Origin of the sequence: Nocardia sp. N2S4-5 (genome assembly GCF_044628355.1) — a bacterium.
Lineage (GTDB): Bacteria > Actinomycetota > Actinomycetes > Mycobacteriales > Mycobacteriaceae > Nocardia > Nocardia wallacei_B.
Window position 1 is genome coordinate 6121505 of the sequence record NZ_JBIUPM010000001.1, and the last position, 18085, is coordinate 6139589.

The following is an 18085-nucleotide window of genomic DNA, read 5'->3' on the forward strand; positions in this document are numbered from 1 at the left end:
GTTCACCGCAGCCGGTAGAGGTAGCGGCTGGTCGGTACCACGTCGATATCGCGATCCGCGCCGAAAGCCTTGACGCTGGCCAGCATTCGAGTGACCCGGCGCTCCAATTCGGCATTGTCGCCGCCGCTGCCCCAGAAGGCGTGCTGGTCGGTCATGGCCGCCGGCGGGAACAGCTCCTCTACCAGGCCGTCCACGCGCGGCCCTGGGGTGAGCGCGGTGGTGACGATGTTCTGCACGTAGCCGAAGGTCGCCTGGGTCTCGATCGCGACCGCCGTGTGGGTGTCGTGCCAATAGCGCAGCCACTGTTCGCGGGACAGCCCCTCCGGGATGCGCAGCAGGGCGATATTGGCCAGAGCCGCACTGCGGGCGCCGTTCTCGGTCGGCGGCGCGGGCAACGGGACGCGCTCCTCGACGATCCAGCCGTCGAGCCGGTCGGCCGTGTCCGCCAGCGCGGCCGTGATCGGGGCCTCGGCGGCGTCGGTCCACACCCCGACGATCGCCGCGATCGGTTCGGCGTAGGTCGAGATGCGCAATTGCGCGGCCGCCACGTCGTCGTCACAGATATTGAGCTGCACCGTGTCCGCGCCGGCCGCGGCCAGGCGCTCGTGCAGCGTCGGCGCGTGCAGGTTCTTGTCGAGGTCCGCACCCCACAGGGCGTACATCAGTTTCGTCACAGCGGCTCCCGGGTCGTCGGCAGCGACCACGGTAGCGGTCGCTCCGTGGTCGCATCGGTGGTTTCGGCCGTCGATCCCGGAGGGCGGGACGGGTGATTCAGCGGTTGGCCAGTTCCGACAGCCGATAGGCCAGGGCCCGCCGCACTGCGGGGAGGCGGGTGACGGTGCGCAGGACGGCATTGCGCACGAGCCGGGCCGGGCGCGGGCGCAGGGTGGCTACCCGGGTCATCCGGTCGGTGAAGGCGACCACGTCCAGAGCCACTGGGCGGCGGGACTTCTCGTAGTCGTTCAGCAGCGCCTCGGGTGCGCCGCCCAGCACCCGCACCAGCAGCGCGCCCAGCGCCGCGGCGTCCTGGATACCGGTGTTCATGCCCTGCCCGCCGGCCGGACTGTGCACGTGCGCGGCGTCTCCGGCCAGCAGGATCCGGCCCGCGCGGTAGTGCTCGGCCACCCGATGGTGCACGCGGAATCGCGAGCCCCACAACACCTCCCGGACCACCGCGCCGGGCCGCCGGGCGTCCAGAATCGCTTGGACATCGGCCAGCTCGGGATGTTCGGGCGCCTCGGCGACGGTCGCGACGACTCGGTAGCGCTCGCCGTTCTCGTCGGGCAGCGGGGCCACCACCGTGACGCCCTCGGGCGACAGGTTCAGCGAGACCTCGTCGCGCGGGTCCAGCCAGGTCATCCGGACATCGGCCAGCACGAACGACTCGGGGTAGGTCGCGCCGGTGAAACCGATTCCGGCCTGCTCCCGCACCACGCTGTGCATGCCGTCCGCGCCGATGACGTAGTCGGCCCGGAGCGCGCCGGAAGTGCCTGCGGCGTCGGCGTATTCGACCGTGACGCCGGTGCCGTCGTCGTGCACGGCGGTGACCCGGTACGGCCGGTGCACATCGCCTCCCGCCTTGCGCAGGCGCGCCAGCAGCACGGCCTCGGTCGTCTCCTGGCCGACCATCAACGTGTAGGGGAAGGCGGTGGGCAGGCCGCCGAAGTCGACCGTGGCCAGCCGGGTGGTGCCGTCCTGCACCACGAACCGCGGCACCTCGATGCCCAGGTCACGCAGTTCCGCCGCGATGCCGAAGCCGTCCAGCACCTCCAGCGTCCGGGCGTGCACCACGGCGGCGCGCGAGGTGTTCGCGCCCTCGGCCTGCCGGTCCAGCAGGACGAAGTCGATGCCCGCGTCGGCGAGCGCGATGGCGGCGGTGAGCCCGGCCGGGCCGGCGCCGACGATGGCGACGGAGGTGGTGGCGGGGATGGTCATGATGACTCCTCTGGCTTGCCAACATTTGTTGGCCAACGTCTGTTGGCAACAACGATAGGGCGGCCCGCGCTGGCATGTCAACACTTGTTGGCCTACATTTGTTGGCATGACAGTCGATGCACCTCAGCGTCGTTCCGACGCCACCCGCGCCGCCATTCTCGACGCCGCCCGCCGCCGCTTCGCCGAGGACGGCTTCCGCAAGGCCACCATCCGGGCGATCGCCGCGGACGCGGGTATCGACCCGTCGATGGTGATGCGCTACTACGGCAACAAGGAGGGCCTGTTCGACGCCGCCCTGGATGTGGACCTGTCCCTGCCCGATCTCACCGAGGCCGACCCGGAGGCCCTGGGTGAACTCCTGGCCGAACGGTTCCTCGAGCTGTGGGACGACTCTCCGGGCAACGAGATCCTGCTGACGCTGCTGCGTTCGTCGGTCACCGACGAGGCCGTCGTGGAGCGGGTCCAGCAGGTCTTCGCCCGCCAGCTGACCCCGGTCGTGCTCCGCATCGGCGACCCGGCCGACGCTCCCCGTCGCGCGGGCCTGATCGCCTCGCAGGTGCTCGGACTCGCCTTGTGCCGCTACGTCTTACGGCTGCCCCCGGTGGTAGCTCTGACCCCCGCCCGGATCGTCGCCGACATCGGCCCCACGCTCCAGCGCTACCTCACCTCGACGCCATGACTCCGGCAGGAGTACCCAGGGCTCAGCGTTTGCGCGGGCCGATGAACAGGGTCTGGGTGCCGCGGCCGACGGGACCCTTCTCGTCGTACAAGCGGGATTCGGCGAGGCCCAGGCCGCTGCGTTCGGGATAGGTGACCGCATCCAGGCACACCCAGTCGCCGAGCGGCTCACGGTGCAGCGTCACGGTGAGGTCCGTGTTGATGAAAAGGTAACTGTCCCAATCCAGTACGGCGCTGATCCCGTTGCCGGAATCGGCGGCGGCGAGCGTGCGCTCCAGCGGGCTGGGGACGGTCCCGCCGACGATGGGATAGCGCAGTCGAATCCAGCACACCGCCGGTCCGGGTTCGGCGAATCCGCCCGCGATGAAACGGTATTCGATGCCGGTGTGGAAGCCGACCGTTTGTGTGGACGGGAATTCGGCTCCCGCCGCGGCGCTTTCGGGCCCCGGGTACGTCCCGCTGGGCACGACATCGGCGGGCAGATCCAGTTCCGGCTCGGCCCCGCGCAACCGCCAGGCGTTGGCCTTCATCACCGGCCCCTGCTCCGAACTCAGTGTCGCCTCGATCAATTCGACACTGCGCCCCGCCCGGCTCACCCGAGCCTCGGCGCGCAACGGAGCGATCGGCACCGGCCCCAGAATCTCGACCGCCACCCGCCCGACCGTGAACCCCGCCCGCGGCTCACACCGCTCGATCACATGCCCCAGCAACGCCGAAGGCGGCCCCGCGTGCTGCGCATCCGGCGACCACGGCCCCCGCGTCAACTCGGTCGACTCGAAGAGATTCGGATCAGCGGGATCAGGCACGTAGAAGGCATCCATGAGACATCACCATCTCACGCCGCCCCGCACCCGCCGGAGCGACATCGCTGAACAGCCTCAGTCGATTCCCACGTCCAGTTCGTCCCAGGACACCTGCACCTTCAGAGGTGTCACGGCCTCGATAGCGTGCGACGTCGCGGTGCGACTGCGCAAACCCTCCGAGATGTACCGTCCGGCGGAATCCAGGTTCAGCATCTCCACCGAGGACGCGGGGCCGTCGTCATCGACCATCCGCACGATCCAGTAGTGGCGGACTCCATAGCGGGCATATTCGGCCCGCTTGTCGATCAAGTCGGCGGTAACGGTGGTCGGCGAGACAACCTCTACGACCAGGAGGGTGTCGGCGATGGTCGGCTTGCGCTTCCACTTCGTTCGGGGTTCCGGGATACAGCGATAGACGATTACGTCCGGCCGCTTGTAATGAAAGGGAACCTCAGAGACGAGCAAGTCGAGATCGTGGTTGACGCGCAGGCACGGCTCCGCCGGCGACCGCGCAGCGTTCGCATCCCGCAGGGCCCGCTCGATGGCGTAGGCGATCGCATTGTGATTGGGCGTCGGTGACTCACAGAAGACAACCATGCCGTCGTGGATCTCTACGGTTCGGGAAATGTCTTCGGGCATCGACAGATAGGTGTCCATGTCTATGGCCTGGACATAGGTCTTGGGTGATGACCAGTCGAATGCTTCCGACATAGCGCGCGTCCTCTGATCGGGCGGTCGATGCCATCCTAGAAGTAAAGCCCTGACCGTGGTGGCTGGTCAGGGCTTCATTCGGTGCCCTCGGCAGGATTCGAACCTGCGGCCTTCTGCTCCGGAGGCAGACGCTCTATCCCCTGAGCTACGAGGGCGGGGGTGGACCCGCTCGTCACCTGTTTACACGTCGTCCGATCGGGCTGGGAAAGCGTATCGCATCCGGGGGCGTGCGCCAAAAAGTAGGGGCGACCGGGGGCGTCGGCTGGTGGGGCGGGAGGGGTGTCGCGGTGGTGGGCGGGAAATTCGATATGCGCGTCGTTGTTCGTGCGGCACGCTGGTGTTGCCGGTCCTGTGACCGGCGTTGCCCGTGCAGGTCCCCGCTGGTGGGGCACACCTGCTCAGACCATAGGATAGAGACTCGTGACTCCAGCTGACCTTGCAGATCTCCTTCGCGCCACGGCCGCGAAGGTGCTTGTCGAACGTGGATCGGACCCCGCGGTCCTGCCCGACGAGGTCAAGGTGGAGCGTCCCCGCAATCCGGAACACGGCGACTATGCCACGAATGTGGCCATGCAGGTGGCGAAGAAGGCGGGCATGAACCCGCGCGAGCTGGCGGGGTTGCTGGCCGACGCGCTGGCGGCGACCGACGGCGTCGAGTCCGCCGAGGTCGCGGGACCGGGATTCCTCAATATCCGGCTGGCGGCGGCCGCGCAGGGGGCGATCGTCGAGCAGGTGCTGGCGGCGGGCGCCGGCTACGGCACGTCGGCCGCGCTGGCGGGGCGGAAGATCAACTTGGAGTTCGTCTCCGCCAACCCGACCGGGCCGGTCCATCTGGGCGGCACCCGCTGGGCCGCGGTCGGCGACGCACTGGGCCGCATTTTGGCCGCGCAGGGCGCCGATGTCACCCGCGAGTACTACTTCAACGACCACGGCGCCCAGATCGACCGGTTCGCCAACTCCCTGGTCGCGGCGGCCACCGGCGCGCCCACCCCGCAGGACGGCTACGCGGGCGCCTACATCGGCGACATCGCCGACCGCATCGCCGCCGCGCATCCCGGCGCGGCCGACCTGCCCGAGCGGAAGCGGCACGAACTGTTCCGGCGCGAGGGCGTTGAGCTGATGTTCGCGCACATCAAGCAGACCCTGCACGACTTCGGCACCGACTTCGACGTGTACTTCAACGAGAGTTCGCTGTTCGAGTCGGGTGCGGTAGACAAGGCCGTCGCCGAGTTGAAGGCGTCCGGGAGGCTCTACGAGAAGGACGGCGCCTGGTGGATCGCCTCCACCGAGTACGGCGACGACAAGGACCGGGTGGTCCTCAAGAGCGACGGCCACGCCGCCTACATCGCCGGTGACATCGCCTACTTCCACAACAAGCGGGCACGCGGATTCGATCTGTGCATCTACATGCTCGGCGCCGACCATCACGGCTACATCGGCCGCTTGAAGGCCGCCGCGGCCGCGTTCGGTGACGACCCCGACACGGTCGAGGTGCTCATCGGCCAGATGGTCAACCTGGTGAAAGACGGTGTGGCGGTACGGATGTCGAAGCGCGCCGGCACTGTCATCACCCTGGACGACCTGGTCGAGGCCATCGGCGTGGACGCCTCCCGGTACTCGCTGGTGCGTTCCTCGGTGAACTCGAGCATCGACATCGACCTCGGCCTGTGGACCACGCAGGGCAGCGAGAACCCGGTCTACTACGTGCAATACGCGCACGCGCGCACCTGCCGCATCATCGAGAATTCGGCGGCGTTCGGATTCGCCTCGGTCACACCGGATCTCGGCCTGATGACCTCGGACCGGGAGGGCGAGCTGATCCGCACCCTCGGCGAGTACCCGCGGGTCGTCGCGACGGCCGCCGAGATGCGCGAACCGCACCGGGTGGTCCGCTATCTGGACGAACTGGCGGGCGTGTACCACCCGTTCCAGTCCGACGACGACATGCGGGTTCTCCCGAAGGGCGACGAGCCGGTGACGCCGCTGCACGCCGCCCGGCTCGAACTGGTCCGGGCGACCCGGCAGGTCCTCGCCAACGGGCTGGGCCTGCTCGGCGTCTCGGCACCGGAGCGCATGTGAACGCCCCGGTCCCCGCCGACGAATCGACCCGCGCCGCAGGAAAGGAACCATCGTGAGTGCGCACCCGGCCGGGCCCCGGCATGCCGAAATCCCGCACGCCCCGAATCTCCCGGAGCGTCCCGCGAACCCCGCACAGCTGATCGAACTGCCCTCGAACGTCTGGCCGCGCAACGCCTCTCGCGACGCCGACGGGGTGGTGCGGCTGGCCGGTGTCCCGGTGACCGAACTGGCGGAGCAGTACGGCACCCCGCTGTTCGTGGTGGACGAGGACGACTTCCGCTCGCGCTGCCGCGACATGCTGCGCGCCTTCGGCGACAAGGCGAGGATCCACTACGCCTCCAAGGCCTTCCTGTGCGGTGAGGTCGCGCGCTGGGTCCGCGACGAGGGCCTGTATCTCGACGTCTGCTCCGGCGGCGAACTGGCGGTGGCGCTGCACGCCGGTTTCCCCGCGCAGCGAATCGCCTTGCACGGCAACAACAAATCGGTGAGCGAACTGGAAGCGGCGGTGGCCGCCGGGGTCGGCCACGTCGTCGTCGACTCGCTGATCGAGATCGACCGGCTGGAGCGGGTGGCCGGCGCCGCGGGCGTGGTGCAGGACGTGCTGGTGCGCGTCACGGTCGGCGTGGAAGCCCATACGCACGAATACATCTCGACCGCGCACGAGGACCAGAAGTTCGGCTTCTCCATCGCCGGCGGCGACGCCATGGAGGCCCTGATCCGGGTGTTCGACACCCGGAACCTGCGCCTGGTCGGCCTGCACAGCCACATCGGCTCGCAGATCTTCGAGATCGACGGCTTCGAGATCTCGGCCCGGCGCATGCTGCGGCTGCTGCGCGATGCCATCGACAAGTTCGGCGTCGAGCGCACCGAGCAGATCCACACGCTGGATCTCGGTGGCGGACTGGGCATTTCATACCTGCCCAGCGACGATCCGCCGCCGCTGGACGATTTCGCGGCCAAGGTGCGCGATCTGGTGACCGCCGAGGCCGCCCAGATCGGTTTGGCCACACCGGAAATCGCCGTCGAGCCCGGCCGCGCCATCGCCGGTCCCGGCACGGTGACGCTGTACGAGGTCGGCACCACCAAGGACGTGACGTTGGACGCCGGCGCCCGGCGTCGCTATGTCAGCGTCGACGGCGGCATGAGCGACAACATCCGGCCCGCGCTGTATCAGGCCGACTACGACTGCCGGCTGGTGTCGCGCTCCAGCGCGGCCGACCCGGTGGTCGCGCGGGTGGTCGGAAAGCATTGCGAGAGCGGCGATATCGTCATTCGCGATACCTGGATTCCGGCGGACGTGGGCCCCGGCGACCTGGTCGCCGTCGCCGGTACGGGCGCCTATTGCTATTCGATGTCCAGCCGCTACAACATGCTGACCCGGCCGGCCGTGGTGGCCGTGCGCGACGGGCAGGCGCGGCTGATCCTGCGTCGCGAGACGGTGGGCGATCTGTTGAGTTTGGAGGTGGAGCCATGAGCGAGGTATCGAGCCGCACGGGTGCCGGCGGTTTCGGCGTCGATCATCCGATCGGCGTCGCGGTGCTCGGTATGGGCAATGTCGGTACCGAGGTGGTGCGAATCCTCCGCGACCATGCCGACGACCTGCGTTCGCGCGTGGGCGCGCCGGTCGTGCTGCGCGGGGTCGCCGTGCGCCGGCTCGGCGTCGACCGCGGCCTCCCGGACGAGCTGCTGACCACCGACGCCGAGGCCCTGGTGGGCCGCGACGACGTGGACCTCGTGGTCGAGGTGATGGGCGGCATCGACCCGGCGCGCAAGGTCATCCTGGCGGCGCTCAACGCGGGCAAGTCGGTGATCACCGCGAACAAGGCGCTGCTGGCCGACTACACCGGCGAGCTGGCCGCCGCCGCCGAGCGCAGCCGCGCGGATCTGTACTTCGAGGCCGCCGTCGCCGGGGCGATCCCGGTGGTGCGCCCGCTGATCCAGTCGCTGTCCGGTGACCGGGTCAACCGGGTGGTCGGAATCGTCAACGGCACAACGAATTTCATACTCTCGGCGATGGACGAGAGCGGGGCCGACTACTCGGACGTGCTGGCCGAGGCCACCCGGCTGGGCTACGCGGAGGCCGATCCGACCGCCGATGTGGAGGGTTACGACGCCGCGGCCAAGGCCGCGATCCTGGCCTCGCTGGCCTTCCACACCCGTGTCACCGCCGCCGACGTCTATCGCGAGGGCATCACCAAGATCTCCGGTGAGGACCTGGAGACCGCCGCGGCCGTCGGCTGCACGGTGAAGCTGCTGGCCATCTGCGAGCGCGTCCCGGGCGAGCTGCCCGCGGCCGAGGGCGGCAAGGAGCGGGTCTCGGTGCGGGTGTACCCGGCGCTGATCCCGCGCAAGCATCCGCTGTCGGCCGTCGACGGCGCCTTCAACGCCGTGGTGGTCGAGGCCGAGAACGCCGGCCGGTTGATGTTCTACGGCCAGGGCGCCGGCGGCGCCCCGACGGCGTCCGCGGTGATGGGCGACCTGGTGATGGCGGCGCGCAACAAGTTCTACGGTGGTCGCGGCCCGGGTGAATCGGTTTATGCTGAGCTGCCGATCGCGCCGATCGGCGACACACCCACCCGCTACCACGTGAACCTGAAGGTCGCCGATCGCACCGGGGTGCTGCAGGCGGTAGCCGGCGAATTCGCCCAACACGGCGTCAGCATCTCGACGGTCCGCCAAGAGGGACACGACGAGGGAGCACGACTCGTCGTGGTCACCCACCACGCACAGGAGTCGGCGCTGGCCGATACGGTGTCAGCGCTCGCCGAACTGGAGTCCGTCACGTCCGTGACCAGCGTTCTGAGATTGGAAGGCACCGAGGAATGAGTACAGGAGTGCAGCCGGCGGCTGTGCACACTCCCTGGCCGGGGTTGATCGCCGCGTATCGCGATCGACTCGCGGTCGGCGCGGACTGGGAGCCGGTCACGTTGTTCGAGGGCGGCACCCCGCTGGTGCCCGCGCACCACCTGTCGCAGCTCACCGGCTGTGAGGTTTATCTCAAGGTCGAGGGCCTGAATCCGACCGGTTCCTTCAAGGACCGCGGCATGACCATGGCGATGACCGACGCCAAGGCCCGCGGCCAGAAGGCGGTGCTGTGCGCCTCCACCGGCAACACCTCGGCCTCGGCCGCCGCCTACGCCACCCGCGCGGGCATGCACTGCGCGGTGCTGATCCCGCAGGGCAAGATCGCCATGGGCAAGCTGGCGCAGGCGGTCATGCTGGGCGCCAAGATCATCCAGGTGCAGGGCAATTTCGACGACTGTCTGGAGCTGGCCCGCAAGGTGACCTCCGAATTCCCGGAGGTCGGCCTGGTCAACTCGGTGAACCCGGCCCGCATCGAGGGCCAGAAGACCGCGGCGTTCGAGATCTGCGACGCGCTGGGCCGCGCGCCCGACGTGCACGCGCTGCCGGTCGGCAACGCCGGGAACATCACCGCGTACTGGAAGGGCTACAGCGAGTACCACGCCGACGGCGTCACCACGAGCCGCCCGCGCATGCTGGGCGTGCAGGCCGCCGGTGCCGCGCCGCTGGTCGCCGGGGCGCCGGTGAAGAATCCCGAGACCATCGCCACCGCAATCCGGATCGGCGCGCCGGCCTCGTGGAACAGCGCGGTGCGCGCGCAGGAGGAGTCCGGCGGCGCCTTCCGGGCCGCCACCGACGAGGCGATCCTGGACGCGTACCGGCTGATCGCGAGCACCGAGGGCGTGTTCGTCGAGCCCGCCTCGGCGGCGAGCGTGGCCGGGCTGCTGGCCGCCCGCGCGGAGGGCTGGCTGGACGCCGGGCTGACCGTGGTGTGCACGGTGACCGGCAACGGCCTCAAGGACCCCGACACCGCCCTGTCGGGCATGCCGGAGGTGCAGGCGATCCAGGTCGACCCGGTCGCGGTGGCCCACGAACTCGAGCTGGCCTGAGTTGAGCTCGCGCGAAGGTCGGTTGATGACTCGGACCCTGCCGCCAGGTATCACCGTGACGGCCCGGGTGCCGGCGTCGAGCGCGAATCTGGGTCCGGGCTTCGACTCGCTCGGTATCGCCCTGGGGCTTTATGACGAGATCGTGGTGCGCACGACCGATTCCGGGCTTACGATCCGGGTGGAGGGTGAAGGCGCCGACGACGTGCCTTGGGGCCCTTCACATCTCGTGGTGCGTGCGATCGAAAGGGGGTTGGAATCGGCGGGCGTCTGGGCCAACGGCCTGGATGTGTTGTGCCGCAATGTGATTCCGCACTCTCGTGGGCTCGGGTCGTCCGCCTCGGCGGTGGTCGGCGGGTTGGCCGCGGCCCGTGGCCTGGCCGCCGAGTTCGACGCGGAGCTGGCCTGTGACGATGCCGAATTGGTGCAGCTGGCTTCGGAATTCGAGGGACACCCCGACAACGCGGCGGCGAGCGTGCTCGGCGGCATCGTGGTGTCGTGGACCGAAACCGGCGGCCCGGTCGCGAACGGCGCCAACGGTTCGGCGGACCATCAGCGCGTATACCGTGCGGTACGGCTGGATCCGCACCCCGCGCTGTGCGCGACGGTACTGGTCCCCGAGGAGCGGTCCTCGACCGCACATACCCGCGGCATGCTGCCGGACCTGGTCCCGCACGGTGACGCGGCGTTCAACGCCAGTCGCGCGGCACTGGCCGTGGTCGCCCTGACGCAGCGTCCCGACCTGCTGCTACCCGCCACGGCGGACCGGCTGCACCAGGGCTATCGCTCGTCCGCGCTGCCGCTCACGACGACGTGGATCGCGCGATTGCGCGAGGCCGGAATCGCGGCGACGGTGTCGGGCGCGGGGCCGACGGTGCTGGCGTTGAGCACCGGAGATTTTCCCGCTGAGCTGCGTGAACGGGCGGTGATCGACGGTTTGCGGGTGATCCGGCCGGACATCTCCGACGGCGTCCGGGTCGATTGACGGCGCGCCTGCCTTGCTGAGGTGAACGGTGGGAGCTATCCTGGGCGAGTCCGTACATCGTGCGCGTCAGTCGCCGGTGCTTCATCAGGGCAATCGCTCCAGAAGGCTCCTTGCTCAGGCTCGGGACCCGAGTCTCGTACATCGAGGACAGCAACTGGAATGATCACTCCCACCTTTGTGAACCGGTGGCTGTGACCAGGTGGTGTTTCGCCGCCGGTCCGGCGGGGCAGGCGATACGGCATCCGAGTTCGGCGCAGTGACCGGACTTCGGGACGAAACCCTCGAACAAGCACACGGCAATCGAGGGAAGGAAAGGATCTCCGTGACAGATACGGACCTGCTCGCGACACCCGGGGTGGAGACCGATGTGCGCACCTCGGACCGCGAAAGTGACTCCGGACAGATTTCGAAGATGAGCGAACAAACTGACGTCGCACGATCGGGGCTGACTGGAATGTTGTTGCCGCAATTGCGTGCGCTTGCCGGAGAAGCTCGGTATCCGAGGCACATCCGGGATGCGTAAAGGCGATCTGATCGCCGCTATCAAAGAAAACCAATCTTCCGGGTCGGGGAAGGCCGCTGCCCCCGCGCGCGGCCGGGCCGAGAAGGCCGCCGACGCGAAGGGTGAGGCGCAGGCCGCCGCGAGCGAGGCGCCCGCGGCCGTGACGGAGCCCGCCGCCAAGTCCGAGCCCGCGGCCAAGGCCGAGAAGTCGGACAAGGCCGAGAAGTCCGAGAAGTCGGAGTCCGGCAAGAAGTCCGAGCCCGCCGCGAAGAACGACTCCGCCGGTCGCAACGAGGGCGGCAAGTCGGCGCGGGCCGAGCAGCAGACGCTCGACGGTGTGGGCACGGACAAGCCGGCCGAGCAGAACTCCGCCGATTCGGGCGACGACGCGGGCCGCGAGGGTGGTCAGCGTGGCCGGGGCCGGCAGCGCCGGGGCCGCGAGCAGCGCGCCGCGGAGGGTTCGGAAGGCAAGGCCGAGAACAAGTCCGAGGCGAAGACCGAGGGCGAGGCGAAGCCGGAGCAGGATGCGGGCGAGCGTCGTCGCGACCGCAACCAGCAGTCGGGCGGTCAGAACCAGAACAACCAGAACGGCGCCCGGGGCGGCCGCGATGGCCGTGATGGCCGCGATGGTGGCGGTGACGACGACGAGTCCGGCCGGGGCCGGCGCGGACGTCGCTTCCGCGAGCGGCGGCGCGGTCGCGACCGCGAGAGCGGCGGCAGCGAGACCCGCGACGTCGAGATCCGCGAGGACGACGTCCTGCAGCCCGTGGCCGGCATCCTGGACGTGCTCGACAACTACGCGTTCGTGCGCACCTCCGGCTACCTGGCCGGGCCGAACGACGTGTACGTGTCGATGAACCTGGTCCGCAAGAACGGTCTGCGCCGCGGTGACGCCATCACCGGCGCGGTGCGCGCGCCCCGCGAGGGCGAGGCCGGAAACCAGCGGCAGAAGTTCGATCCCCTGGTGCGCCTCGACACCGTCAACGGCAGCGACATCGACAGCGCCAAGCGCCGCCCGGACTTCAACAAGCTGACCCCGCTGTACCCGAATCAGCGGCTGCGGCTGGAAACTCAGCCCAACAAGCTCACCACCCGGGTGATCGACCTGATCATGCCGATCGGTAAGGGACAGCGCGCCTTGATCGTGTCGCCGCCGAAGGCCGGTAAGACCACGATCATGCAGGACATCGCGAACGCGATCGCGGTCAACAACCCCGAGGTCTACCTCATGGTGGTGCTGGTCGACGAGCGTCCGGAAGAGGTCACCGACATGCAGCGCACCGTGCGCGGCGAGGTGATCGCGTCCACCTTCGACCGGCCGCCGGGGGACCACACCTCGGTCGCCGAGCTGGCCATCGAGCGGGCCAAGCGCCTGGTGGAGATGGGTCAGGACGTGGTCGTGCTGCTCGACTCCATCACTCGCCTCGGCCGCGCGTACAACAACGCGTCGCCGGCGTCGGGCCGCATCCTTTCCGGTGGTATCGACTCGACCGCGCTGTACCCGCCCAAGCGGTTCCTCGGCGCGGCGCGCAACATCGAGAACGGCGGCTCGCTGACGATCATCGCCACCGCGATGGTGGAGACCGGTTCGACCGGTGACACGGTGATCTTCGAGGAGTTCAAGGGCACCGGCAACGCCGAATTGAAGCTGGACCGCAAGATCGCCGAGCGGCGCGTGTTCCCGGCCGTGGACGTCAACCCGTCCGGTACTCGCCGCGACGATCTGCTGATGAATCCCGACGAGGCCGCGGTGCTGCACAAGCTGCGTCGCGTGCTCTCCGGGTTGGATTCGCACCAGGCCATCGATCTGCTGATCGACCGGTTGAAGAAGACCAAGAACAACCTCGAGTTCCTGATGACGGTCTCCAAGACCGCCCCGGGCGCGCTCGAGGAGTAACCCGCCTACCGCTGTTTCCGGCGGGCGAAAGTTGTTGCGGCGGCCTCGTTTCGGCGAGGCCGCCGCGGCATTTTCGGGGCGTAGCAGAGCGCGCCGATCAGTGCGGCGCCGACGATCAGCACCGCCAGGATCAGCGCCGTGGCGGAGGTGACGCCGCCGGTCGAGACGGCGGTCGCGGTGAATTCGAGTTGCGACGAGCCCGCCGGCGGTGCGGCGGCCGTCGCGGGCCGGTCGCCGGGTATCAGGAACCAGCCGATTCCGGCCGTCAGCAACAGCACGACCAACACGGCGCCGGCGTACATTTCCGCCGCGCGCGTACCCCCCGGCAGCGCGCGACCTCTCCGGTGTCTCGGATGCGTTCTCCCGGGTGCCGGTGACCTGGATCTCGTCGCCCCCCGAGCGGCGTGGAGGTGCACTGCATTCCTTTCGAGTGTTGGCACGGTTCTCACCTGGAGAAACTTTAGGAACACCGGTGTTCACATTCCCGAGTAGCGAGCTACTCGACTTCAGCGTGGCTCGAGAGCTGCGGATATGCGTGCCCGCAGTTTCAGGGGGAAGCGCTCGGTGGCGGGGAACAAAGCTGTGGCGGGGAGTGTTTTGAGAGCATGCCGGCGGTTCTGGCATACTGGACCGCTGGTGCGTCTGCTGGTAGAAGGCAGACCATCCCGCCTAGTCGGTTCCGGTTCACGCCCTCGATGCACGACGGCGACCCGGCGACCACATCGAAAGGACACCCATGAAGGCAGGAATCCACCCCACGTACGTGCCGACGACCGTGGTCTGCGGTTGCGGCAACACCTTCCAGACTCGCAGCACCAAGGAGTCGGGCCACATCAACGTCGAGGTCTGCTCCCAGTGCCACCCGTTCTACACGGGCAAGCAGAAGATCCTGGACACCGGCGGCCGCGTCGCCCGCTTCGAGGCCCGCTACGGCAAGCGCGCCAAGAAGGGCGCCGAAGCAGACGCCAATTAACCCCACCGCCGACGCCCGTCCTGCCGAGCAGGCCGGGCGTCGGCGCGTTTCGGGAGAAGAAGGCCCCCAAAAACGCCCTCAACCCGGTATCCCTCCTGTTCGCGGCCCGGCTCGATTCTGGACCGACGGAGCGGGGGAGCGAAGCGGAGGAGCGGAGGAGGGAAGAATCGAGCCTCAGGGGCCGCGAACCGCGACGCCGAAGGCGGCGCCAAAATTACAGGAGCACGCGATGGCCGATATCACGGCCCCGTCCGCGATCGACGACATTCTGGCCGAGCACTCCGGCCTGGAGATGCAGTTGTCGGATCCGGCGCTGCACAACAATCCGGGCGAGGCCCGTCGCGTCGGCAAGCGGTTCGCCGAACTCGCTCCGATCATGTCCACCTACACCAAGCTGCAGGCCGCGCGCGACGATCTGGCCGCTGCTCGGGAACTGGCCGCCGACGACGCCTCGTTCGCCGCGGAGGTCCCGGGTCTGGAGCAGCAGGTAACCGAGCTGGAGCAGACGCTGACCGATCTGCTCGCGCCGCGCGACCCGCACGACGCCGACGATGTGGTGCTCGAGGTGAAGTCGGGGGAGGGCGGCGAGGAGTCCGCGCTGTTCGCCGCCGACCTGGCCCGCATGTACATCCGCTATGCCGAGCGGCACGGCTGGAAGGTGGAGGTGCTCGATGCCAACATCTCCGACCTGGGCGGCTACAAGGAAGCGACGTTCTCGATCAAGAGCCGCGAGCCCAGCCGGGACGGTGTGTGGTCACGGCTGAAGTTCGAGGGTGGTGTGCACCGCGTGCAGCGGGTGCCGGTCACCGAATCGCAGGGCCGCATCCACACCTCGGCCGCGGGCGTGCTGATCTATCCGGAGCCGGACGAGGTCGAGCAGGTGCAGATCGACGAGTCGGATCTGCGCGTGGACGTCTACCGGTCGTCCGGTAAGGGCGGTCAGGGCGTCAACACCACCGATTCGGCGGTGCGTATCACGCATCTGCCCACCGGGATCGTGGTCACCTGTCAGAACGAACGGTCGCAGCTGCAGAACAAGATTCGCGCCATGCAGGTGCTGGCGGCGCGGTTGCAGGCGCTGGCCGAGGAGCAGGCGGACGCGGAGGCGGCGGCCGGGCGGGCCAGCCAGATCCGCACGGTGGACCGGTCCGAACGCATTCGCACCTACAACTTCCCGGAGAACCGGATTACCGATCATCGCATCGGGTTCAAGGCCCACAATCTGGATTCGGTGCTCGACGGCGACCTGGACGCGCTCCTCGACGCCCTGGGCGAGGCGGACCGTGCGGCCCGGCTTGCTGTCGAATAACTCACGGCACCGAACGGTCGGCTTCGTGGGTATTCGTGTCCGGTGACCCGGCCGCGTCGGGCACGCTGGACGATGTGACCCGAGTTCCCTTACGCCCAGCGGTCCTGGCGGCCGAGCAGACGCTCCAGGCCGCGGGGGTGCACAGTCCGCGCGTCGACGCCGAGTCGCTGGCCGCTCACGTCCTCGGCGTGGAACGCCCACGGCTGGCGCTGATTCCGATGGTGACGCCCGAACAGCTGGGGGAGTTCCAGAAGCTGGTGGCGCGGCGCGCGGAGCGGGTGCCGCTCCAGCACCTCACCGGCACGGCGGCGATGGGGGAGATCGACTTGGTCGTGGGGCCGGGGGTGTTCGTGCCGCGACCGGAGACCGAGCTGCTGTTCGCTTGGGCGCTGGCGCAATTGGAGGCGGCCGGGCACGAGCATCCGCCGATCGTCGTGGACCTGTGCACGGGGTCGGGGGCGCTGGCACTGGCGATCGCGCACGCGCGCCCCGACGCCGAGGTGCACGCGGTGGAACTCGATCCGGCCGCGCTGAACTGGGCCCGGCGCAATGCGGACCGCTGCGCCGCCACCGGTGACACCCCGATCACCCTGCACGCCGGCGATGTCACCGACCCATCGATCCTGGCGGACCTCGACGGCCGCGTCGACGTGGTGGTCGCCAACCCGCCCTACATCCCCACGTCGGCGTGGCTGGATCCTGAAGTGCGCGACCACGATCCGCATCTGGCCCTGTTCGGCGGCGCCGACGGCCTGGATGTCATCCGCCCCATGGTCGGCACCATCGCCCGTTTGCTCCGCGCCGACGGCGTGGCGGCGGTCGAGCACGACGACACCAACGGCTCCCAGACCGCCGCCACGTTCACCGCGCACGGCGGTTTCACGGCGGTCGCCGAGCACCCCGACCTCGCCGGCCGGCCCCGCTTCGTGGCCGCCCGCCGCACCCGCGCCGACTGATCGCCGATTTGCCTCAGGTATGCCCGAGGCGGATACGGCAGGCGTCGGCGATGGCGGCGGTGTCCCAGTAGAACGGCCGAACCTCGGCAATGCGGCCGTCGGCGACGGTAATGGTCTGCAGGATCGGAAACTTCAGATCCCGGCCCGTCGCCCGCGCTCGTGCACTGACCCAGGTCCGGACGACCAGCGGCGATACCCCACTGAGATAGGTCTGCTCGACCATCTCGAACCGCTCCCACACCCCGCTCATCGCGCGAAAGAACTGTTCCATCCCGTCATGCCCGCGCCAGATTCCCCCGTAGGGCAGCCCCTCGGCCTGATACAGCACGACATCCGGCGCGAAAAACGGCGCCAGCGTCGCAAACGACGCCCGCCCCGGCCCACCCGCCGCCAGATACTCCGCCTCCGCCCGATACATCCCCTCGAGCACGTCTACATCGGGCCTCGCCCGTGAAGTGGTCATGTCAACCACTATCGAACCCGCCTGCACCGCCCGCTGGCGCAAATCCGACCCCGCACTCGTTCGGAAGCATTGCCGCCCATGGTCGTGAGCGTCTCGGCGCGCCCACCCGCTCGGTGGGAGCGTGGCATCGGTGCTGGCCATCGCGGTACGCGGGGCTCGGCACCCTGCCGGAAGGCGTGCGGTGAGACACATTCAATAGACTCAGCGCCGTGAGTACCGTCTACGACTGCTCCGATCCCGACTCTCGGGCCGCCGGGCTGACCGCCGCGCGGACGACCCTGAAATCCGGACGGCTTGCCGTGATCCCCACCGATACGGTGTACGGCCTTGCCGCCGACGCGTTCGATTCCGCGGCCGTCGCCGCGCTGCTCGCCGCCAAGCGGCGCGGGCGGGACATGCCGGTGCCGGTGCTGGTCGGGTCCTGGAACACCATCGATGGACTGGTGTTCTCGGTGCAGTCGCAGGCGCGGGATCTGATTCGGGCGTTCTGGCCCGGCGGGCTGAGTCTGGTGGTGCAGCAGGCGCCCTCGCTGGCGTGGGATCTCGGTGACGCGCGCGGGACGGTCATGCTGCGCATGCCGCTGCATCCGATCGCGCTGGAACTGCTGCGCGAGGTGGGGCCGCTGGCGGTGTCGAGTGCCAACGTCTCCGGGCAGCCGCCCGCCACGACCGCCGACGAGGCCCGTGATCAGCTGGGCGAACTGGTCGGCGTGTACCTCGACGGCGGGAAGGCCGAGCACGGCCGCCCGTCCACCATCGTCGACCTCACCGCCGACACTCCGCGGATCCTGCGCGAGGGCGCTGTGACCACGGCGCAGGTGGCCGAGGTGCTGGGCGTGTCGCCGGACCGGCTGACATCCGAAGCCGCACGGTGATGGCCTGGTAG

The 18085-nt window shown here is 69.2% G+C and carries 17 protein-coding genes and 1 tRNA gene; 11 read left to right on the top strand and 7 right to left on the bottom strand.

Annotation, left to right across the window (positions count from 1 at the left end; genetic code table 11):
- Nucleotides 1-2: 2 nt before the first annotated feature.
- Both ACFMRZ_RS28190 and ACFMRZ_RS28195 read right to left on the bottom strand, forming a co-directional pair.
- Nucleotides 3-674: an EthD domain-containing protein gene (locus ACFMRZ_RS28190; RefSeq protein ID WP_400181391.1), complete on the bottom strand. Its 672-nt coding sequence runs from the start codon at nt 672-674 to the stop codon at nt 3-5.
- 97 nt (nt 675-771) lie between these two features.
- Complete coding sequence (locus ACFMRZ_RS28195) at nt 772-1935, bottom strand: FAD-dependent oxidoreductase (protein WP_400181392.1); 1164 nt, start codon at nt 1933-1935, stop codon at nt 772-774.
- 106 nt (nt 1936-2041) lie between these two features.
- On the opposite strand from ACFMRZ_RS28195, the gene ACFMRZ_RS28200 reads away from it, so the two are divergent.
- Nucleotides 2042-2614: a TetR family transcriptional regulator gene (locus ACFMRZ_RS28200; protein ID WP_400181393.1), complete on the top strand. Its 573-nt coding sequence runs from the start codon at nt 2042-2044 to the stop codon at nt 2612-2614.
- Nucleotides 2615-2636: 22 nt separating this feature from the next.
- Here ACFMRZ_RS28200 and ACFMRZ_RS28205 read toward each other — a convergent pair whose 3' ends face one another.
- The 3 genes from ACFMRZ_RS28205 to ACFMRZ_RS28215 form a co-directional block, all read right to left on the bottom strand.
- Entirely contained in the window at nt 2637-3434 is a 798-nt protein-coding gene (locus tag ACFMRZ_RS28205) for a thioesterase family protein (RefSeq protein WP_400181394.1), read from the bottom strand.
- Between the two features lie 57 nt (nt 3435-3491).
- Nucleotides 3492-4127, bottom strand: coding sequence for a Uma2 family endonuclease (locus tag ACFMRZ_RS28210; RefSeq protein WP_280270370.1), 636 nt, complete (start codon nt 4125-4127; stop codon nt 3492-3494).
- A gap of 82 nt (nt 4128-4209) precedes the next feature.
- A tRNA-Arg gene (locus ACFMRZ_RS28215) sits at nt 4210-4282 on the bottom strand.
- A 265-nt stretch (nt 4283-4547) separates the two neighbouring features.
- Here ACFMRZ_RS28215 and argS point away from each other — a divergent pair.
- The 6 genes from argS (at nt 4548) to rho (ending at nt 13498) form a co-directional block, all read left to right on the top strand.
- On the top strand, nt 4548-6206 hold the full coding sequence (argS, locus tag ACFMRZ_RS28220) for an arginine--tRNA ligase (RefSeq protein ID WP_400181395.1): 1659 nt from the start codon (nt 4548-4550) through the stop codon (nt 6204-6206).
- A 52-nt stretch (nt 6207-6258) separates the two neighbouring features.
- Nucleotides 6259-7680 carry a diaminopimelate decarboxylase gene (lysA, locus tag ACFMRZ_RS28225; RefSeq protein ID WP_400181396.1) on the top strand — a complete coding sequence of 474 codons (1422 nt, stop codon included), beginning with the start codon at nt 6259-6261 and terminating at the stop codon, nt 7678-7680.
- Nucleotides 7677-9032, top strand: coding sequence for a homoserine dehydrogenase (locus ACFMRZ_RS28230; RefSeq protein WP_400181397.1), 1356 nt, complete (start codon nt 7677-7679; stop codon nt 9030-9032). The genes lysA and ACFMRZ_RS28230 overlap by 4 nt, the downstream gene beginning before the upstream one ends.
- Nucleotides 9029-10117, top strand: coding sequence for a threonine synthase (gene thrC, locus ACFMRZ_RS28235; protein ID WP_280274047.1), 1089 nt, complete (start codon nt 9029-9031; stop codon nt 10115-10117). Before ACFMRZ_RS28230 ends, thrC begins: the two co-directional genes overlap by 4 nt.
- A gap of 25 nt (nt 10118-10142) precedes the next feature.
- The gene (thrB, locus tag ACFMRZ_RS28240) at nt 10143-11099 is read left to right on the top strand and encodes a homoserine kinase (protein ID WP_280361521.1); all 957 of its coding nucleotides are present in this window, start codon (nt 10143-10145) and stop codon (nt 11097-11099) included.
- A 515-nt stretch (nt 11100-11614) separates the two neighbouring features.
- Complete coding sequence (gene rho / locus ACFMRZ_RS28245; protein WP_400181398.1) at nt 11615-13498, top strand: transcription termination factor Rho; 1884 nt, start codon at nt 11615-11617, stop codon at nt 13496-13498.
- 5 nt (nt 13499-13503) lie between these two features.
- Here the strand turns inward: rho and ACFMRZ_RS28250 are convergent, their stop codons facing one another.
- Nucleotides 13504-13785 (bottom strand): hypothetical protein, encoded by a 282-nt coding sequence (locus ACFMRZ_RS28250; RefSeq protein ID WP_400181399.1) that lies wholly within the window; start codon nt 13783-13785, stop codon nt 13504-13506.
- Between the two features lie 449 nt (nt 13786-14234).
- Between ACFMRZ_RS28250 and rpmE the strand changes: the two genes are divergently transcribed.
- The 3 genes from rpmE to prmC all read left to right on the top strand — a co-directional run bounded on the left by rpmE (nt 14235) and on the right by prmC (nt 16736).
- On the top strand, nt 14235-14471 hold the full coding sequence (gene rpmE, locus ACFMRZ_RS28255) for a 50S ribosomal protein L31 (RefSeq protein ID WP_400181400.1): 237 nt from the start codon (nt 14235-14237) through the stop codon (nt 14469-14471).
- A 229-nt stretch (nt 14472-14700) separates the two neighbouring features.
- A complete protein-coding gene (gene prfA, locus ACFMRZ_RS28260) occupies nt 14701-15780 on the top strand; it encodes a peptide chain release factor 1 (RefSeq protein WP_280276074.1) in 1080 nt (359 codons plus the stop codon).
- 74 nt (nt 15781-15854) lie between these two features.
- Entirely contained in the window at nt 15855-16736 is an 882-nt protein-coding gene (gene prmC, locus ACFMRZ_RS28265; protein WP_400181401.1) for a peptide chain release factor N(5)-glutamine methyltransferase, read from the top strand.
- Between the two features lie 13 nt (nt 16737-16749).
- On the opposite strand, the gene ACFMRZ_RS28270 is transcribed toward prmC, so the two are convergent.
- Nucleotides 16750-17199: a nuclear transport factor 2 family protein gene (locus ACFMRZ_RS28270; RefSeq protein WP_400181402.1), complete on the bottom strand. Its 450-nt coding sequence runs from the start codon at nt 17197-17199 to the stop codon at nt 16750-16752.
- A gap of 209 nt (nt 17200-17408) precedes the next feature.
- On the opposite strand from ACFMRZ_RS28270, the gene ACFMRZ_RS28275 reads away from it, so the two are divergent.
- Nucleotides 17409-18074, top strand: a complete 666-nt coding sequence (locus ACFMRZ_RS28275; protein WP_280276076.1) for an L-threonylcarbamoyladenylate synthase — start codon at nt 17409-17411, stop codon at nt 18072-18074.
- Nucleotides 18075-18085: the final 11 nt, after the last annotated feature.

Excerpts from the sequence above, each read along its gene's own strand:
- ACFMRZ_RS28195 (WP_400181392.1), bottom strand. The coding sequence starts at position 1,935 with ATGACCATCCCCGCCACCACCTCCGTCGCCATCGTCGGCGCCGGCCCG.
- ACFMRZ_RS28200 (WP_400181393.1), top strand. The coding sequence starts at position 2,042 with ATGACAGTCGATGCACCTCAGCGTCGTTCCGACGCCACCCGCGCCGCC.
- ACFMRZ_RS28205 (WP_400181394.1), bottom strand. The coding sequence starts at position 3,434 with ATGGATGCCTTCTACGTGCCTGATCCCGCTGATCCGAATCTCTTCGAG.
- ACFMRZ_RS28210 (WP_280270370.1), bottom strand. The coding sequence starts at position 4,127 with ATGTCGGAAGCATTCGACTGGTCATCACCCAAGACCTATGTCCAGGCC.
- ACFMRZ_RS28230 (WP_400181397.1), top strand. The coding sequence starts at position 7,677 with ATGAGCGAGGTATCGAGCCGCACGGGTGCCGGCGGTTTCGGCGTCGAT.
- thrC (WP_280274047.1), top strand. The coding sequence starts at position 9,029 with ATGAGTACAGGAGTGCAGCCGGCGGCTGTGCACACTCCCTGGCCGGGG.
- thrB (WP_280361521.1), top strand. The coding sequence starts at position 10,143 with ATGACTCGGACCCTGCCGCCAGGTATCACCGTGACGGCCCGGGTGCCG.
- rho (WP_400181398.1), top strand. The coding sequence starts at position 11,615 with ATGCGTAAAGGCGATCTGATCGCCGCTATCAAAGAAAACCAATCTTCC.
- rpmE (WP_400181400.1), top strand. The coding sequence starts at position 14,235 with ATGAAGGCAGGAATCCACCCCACGTACGTGCCGACGACCGTGGTCTGC.
- prfA (WP_280276074.1), top strand. The coding sequence starts at position 14,701 with ATGGCCGATATCACGGCCCCGTCCGCGATCGACGACATTCTGGCCGAG.
- ACFMRZ_RS28270 (WP_400181402.1), bottom strand. The coding sequence starts at position 17,199 with ATGACCACTTCACGGGCGAGGCCCGATGTAGACGTGCTCGAGGGGATG.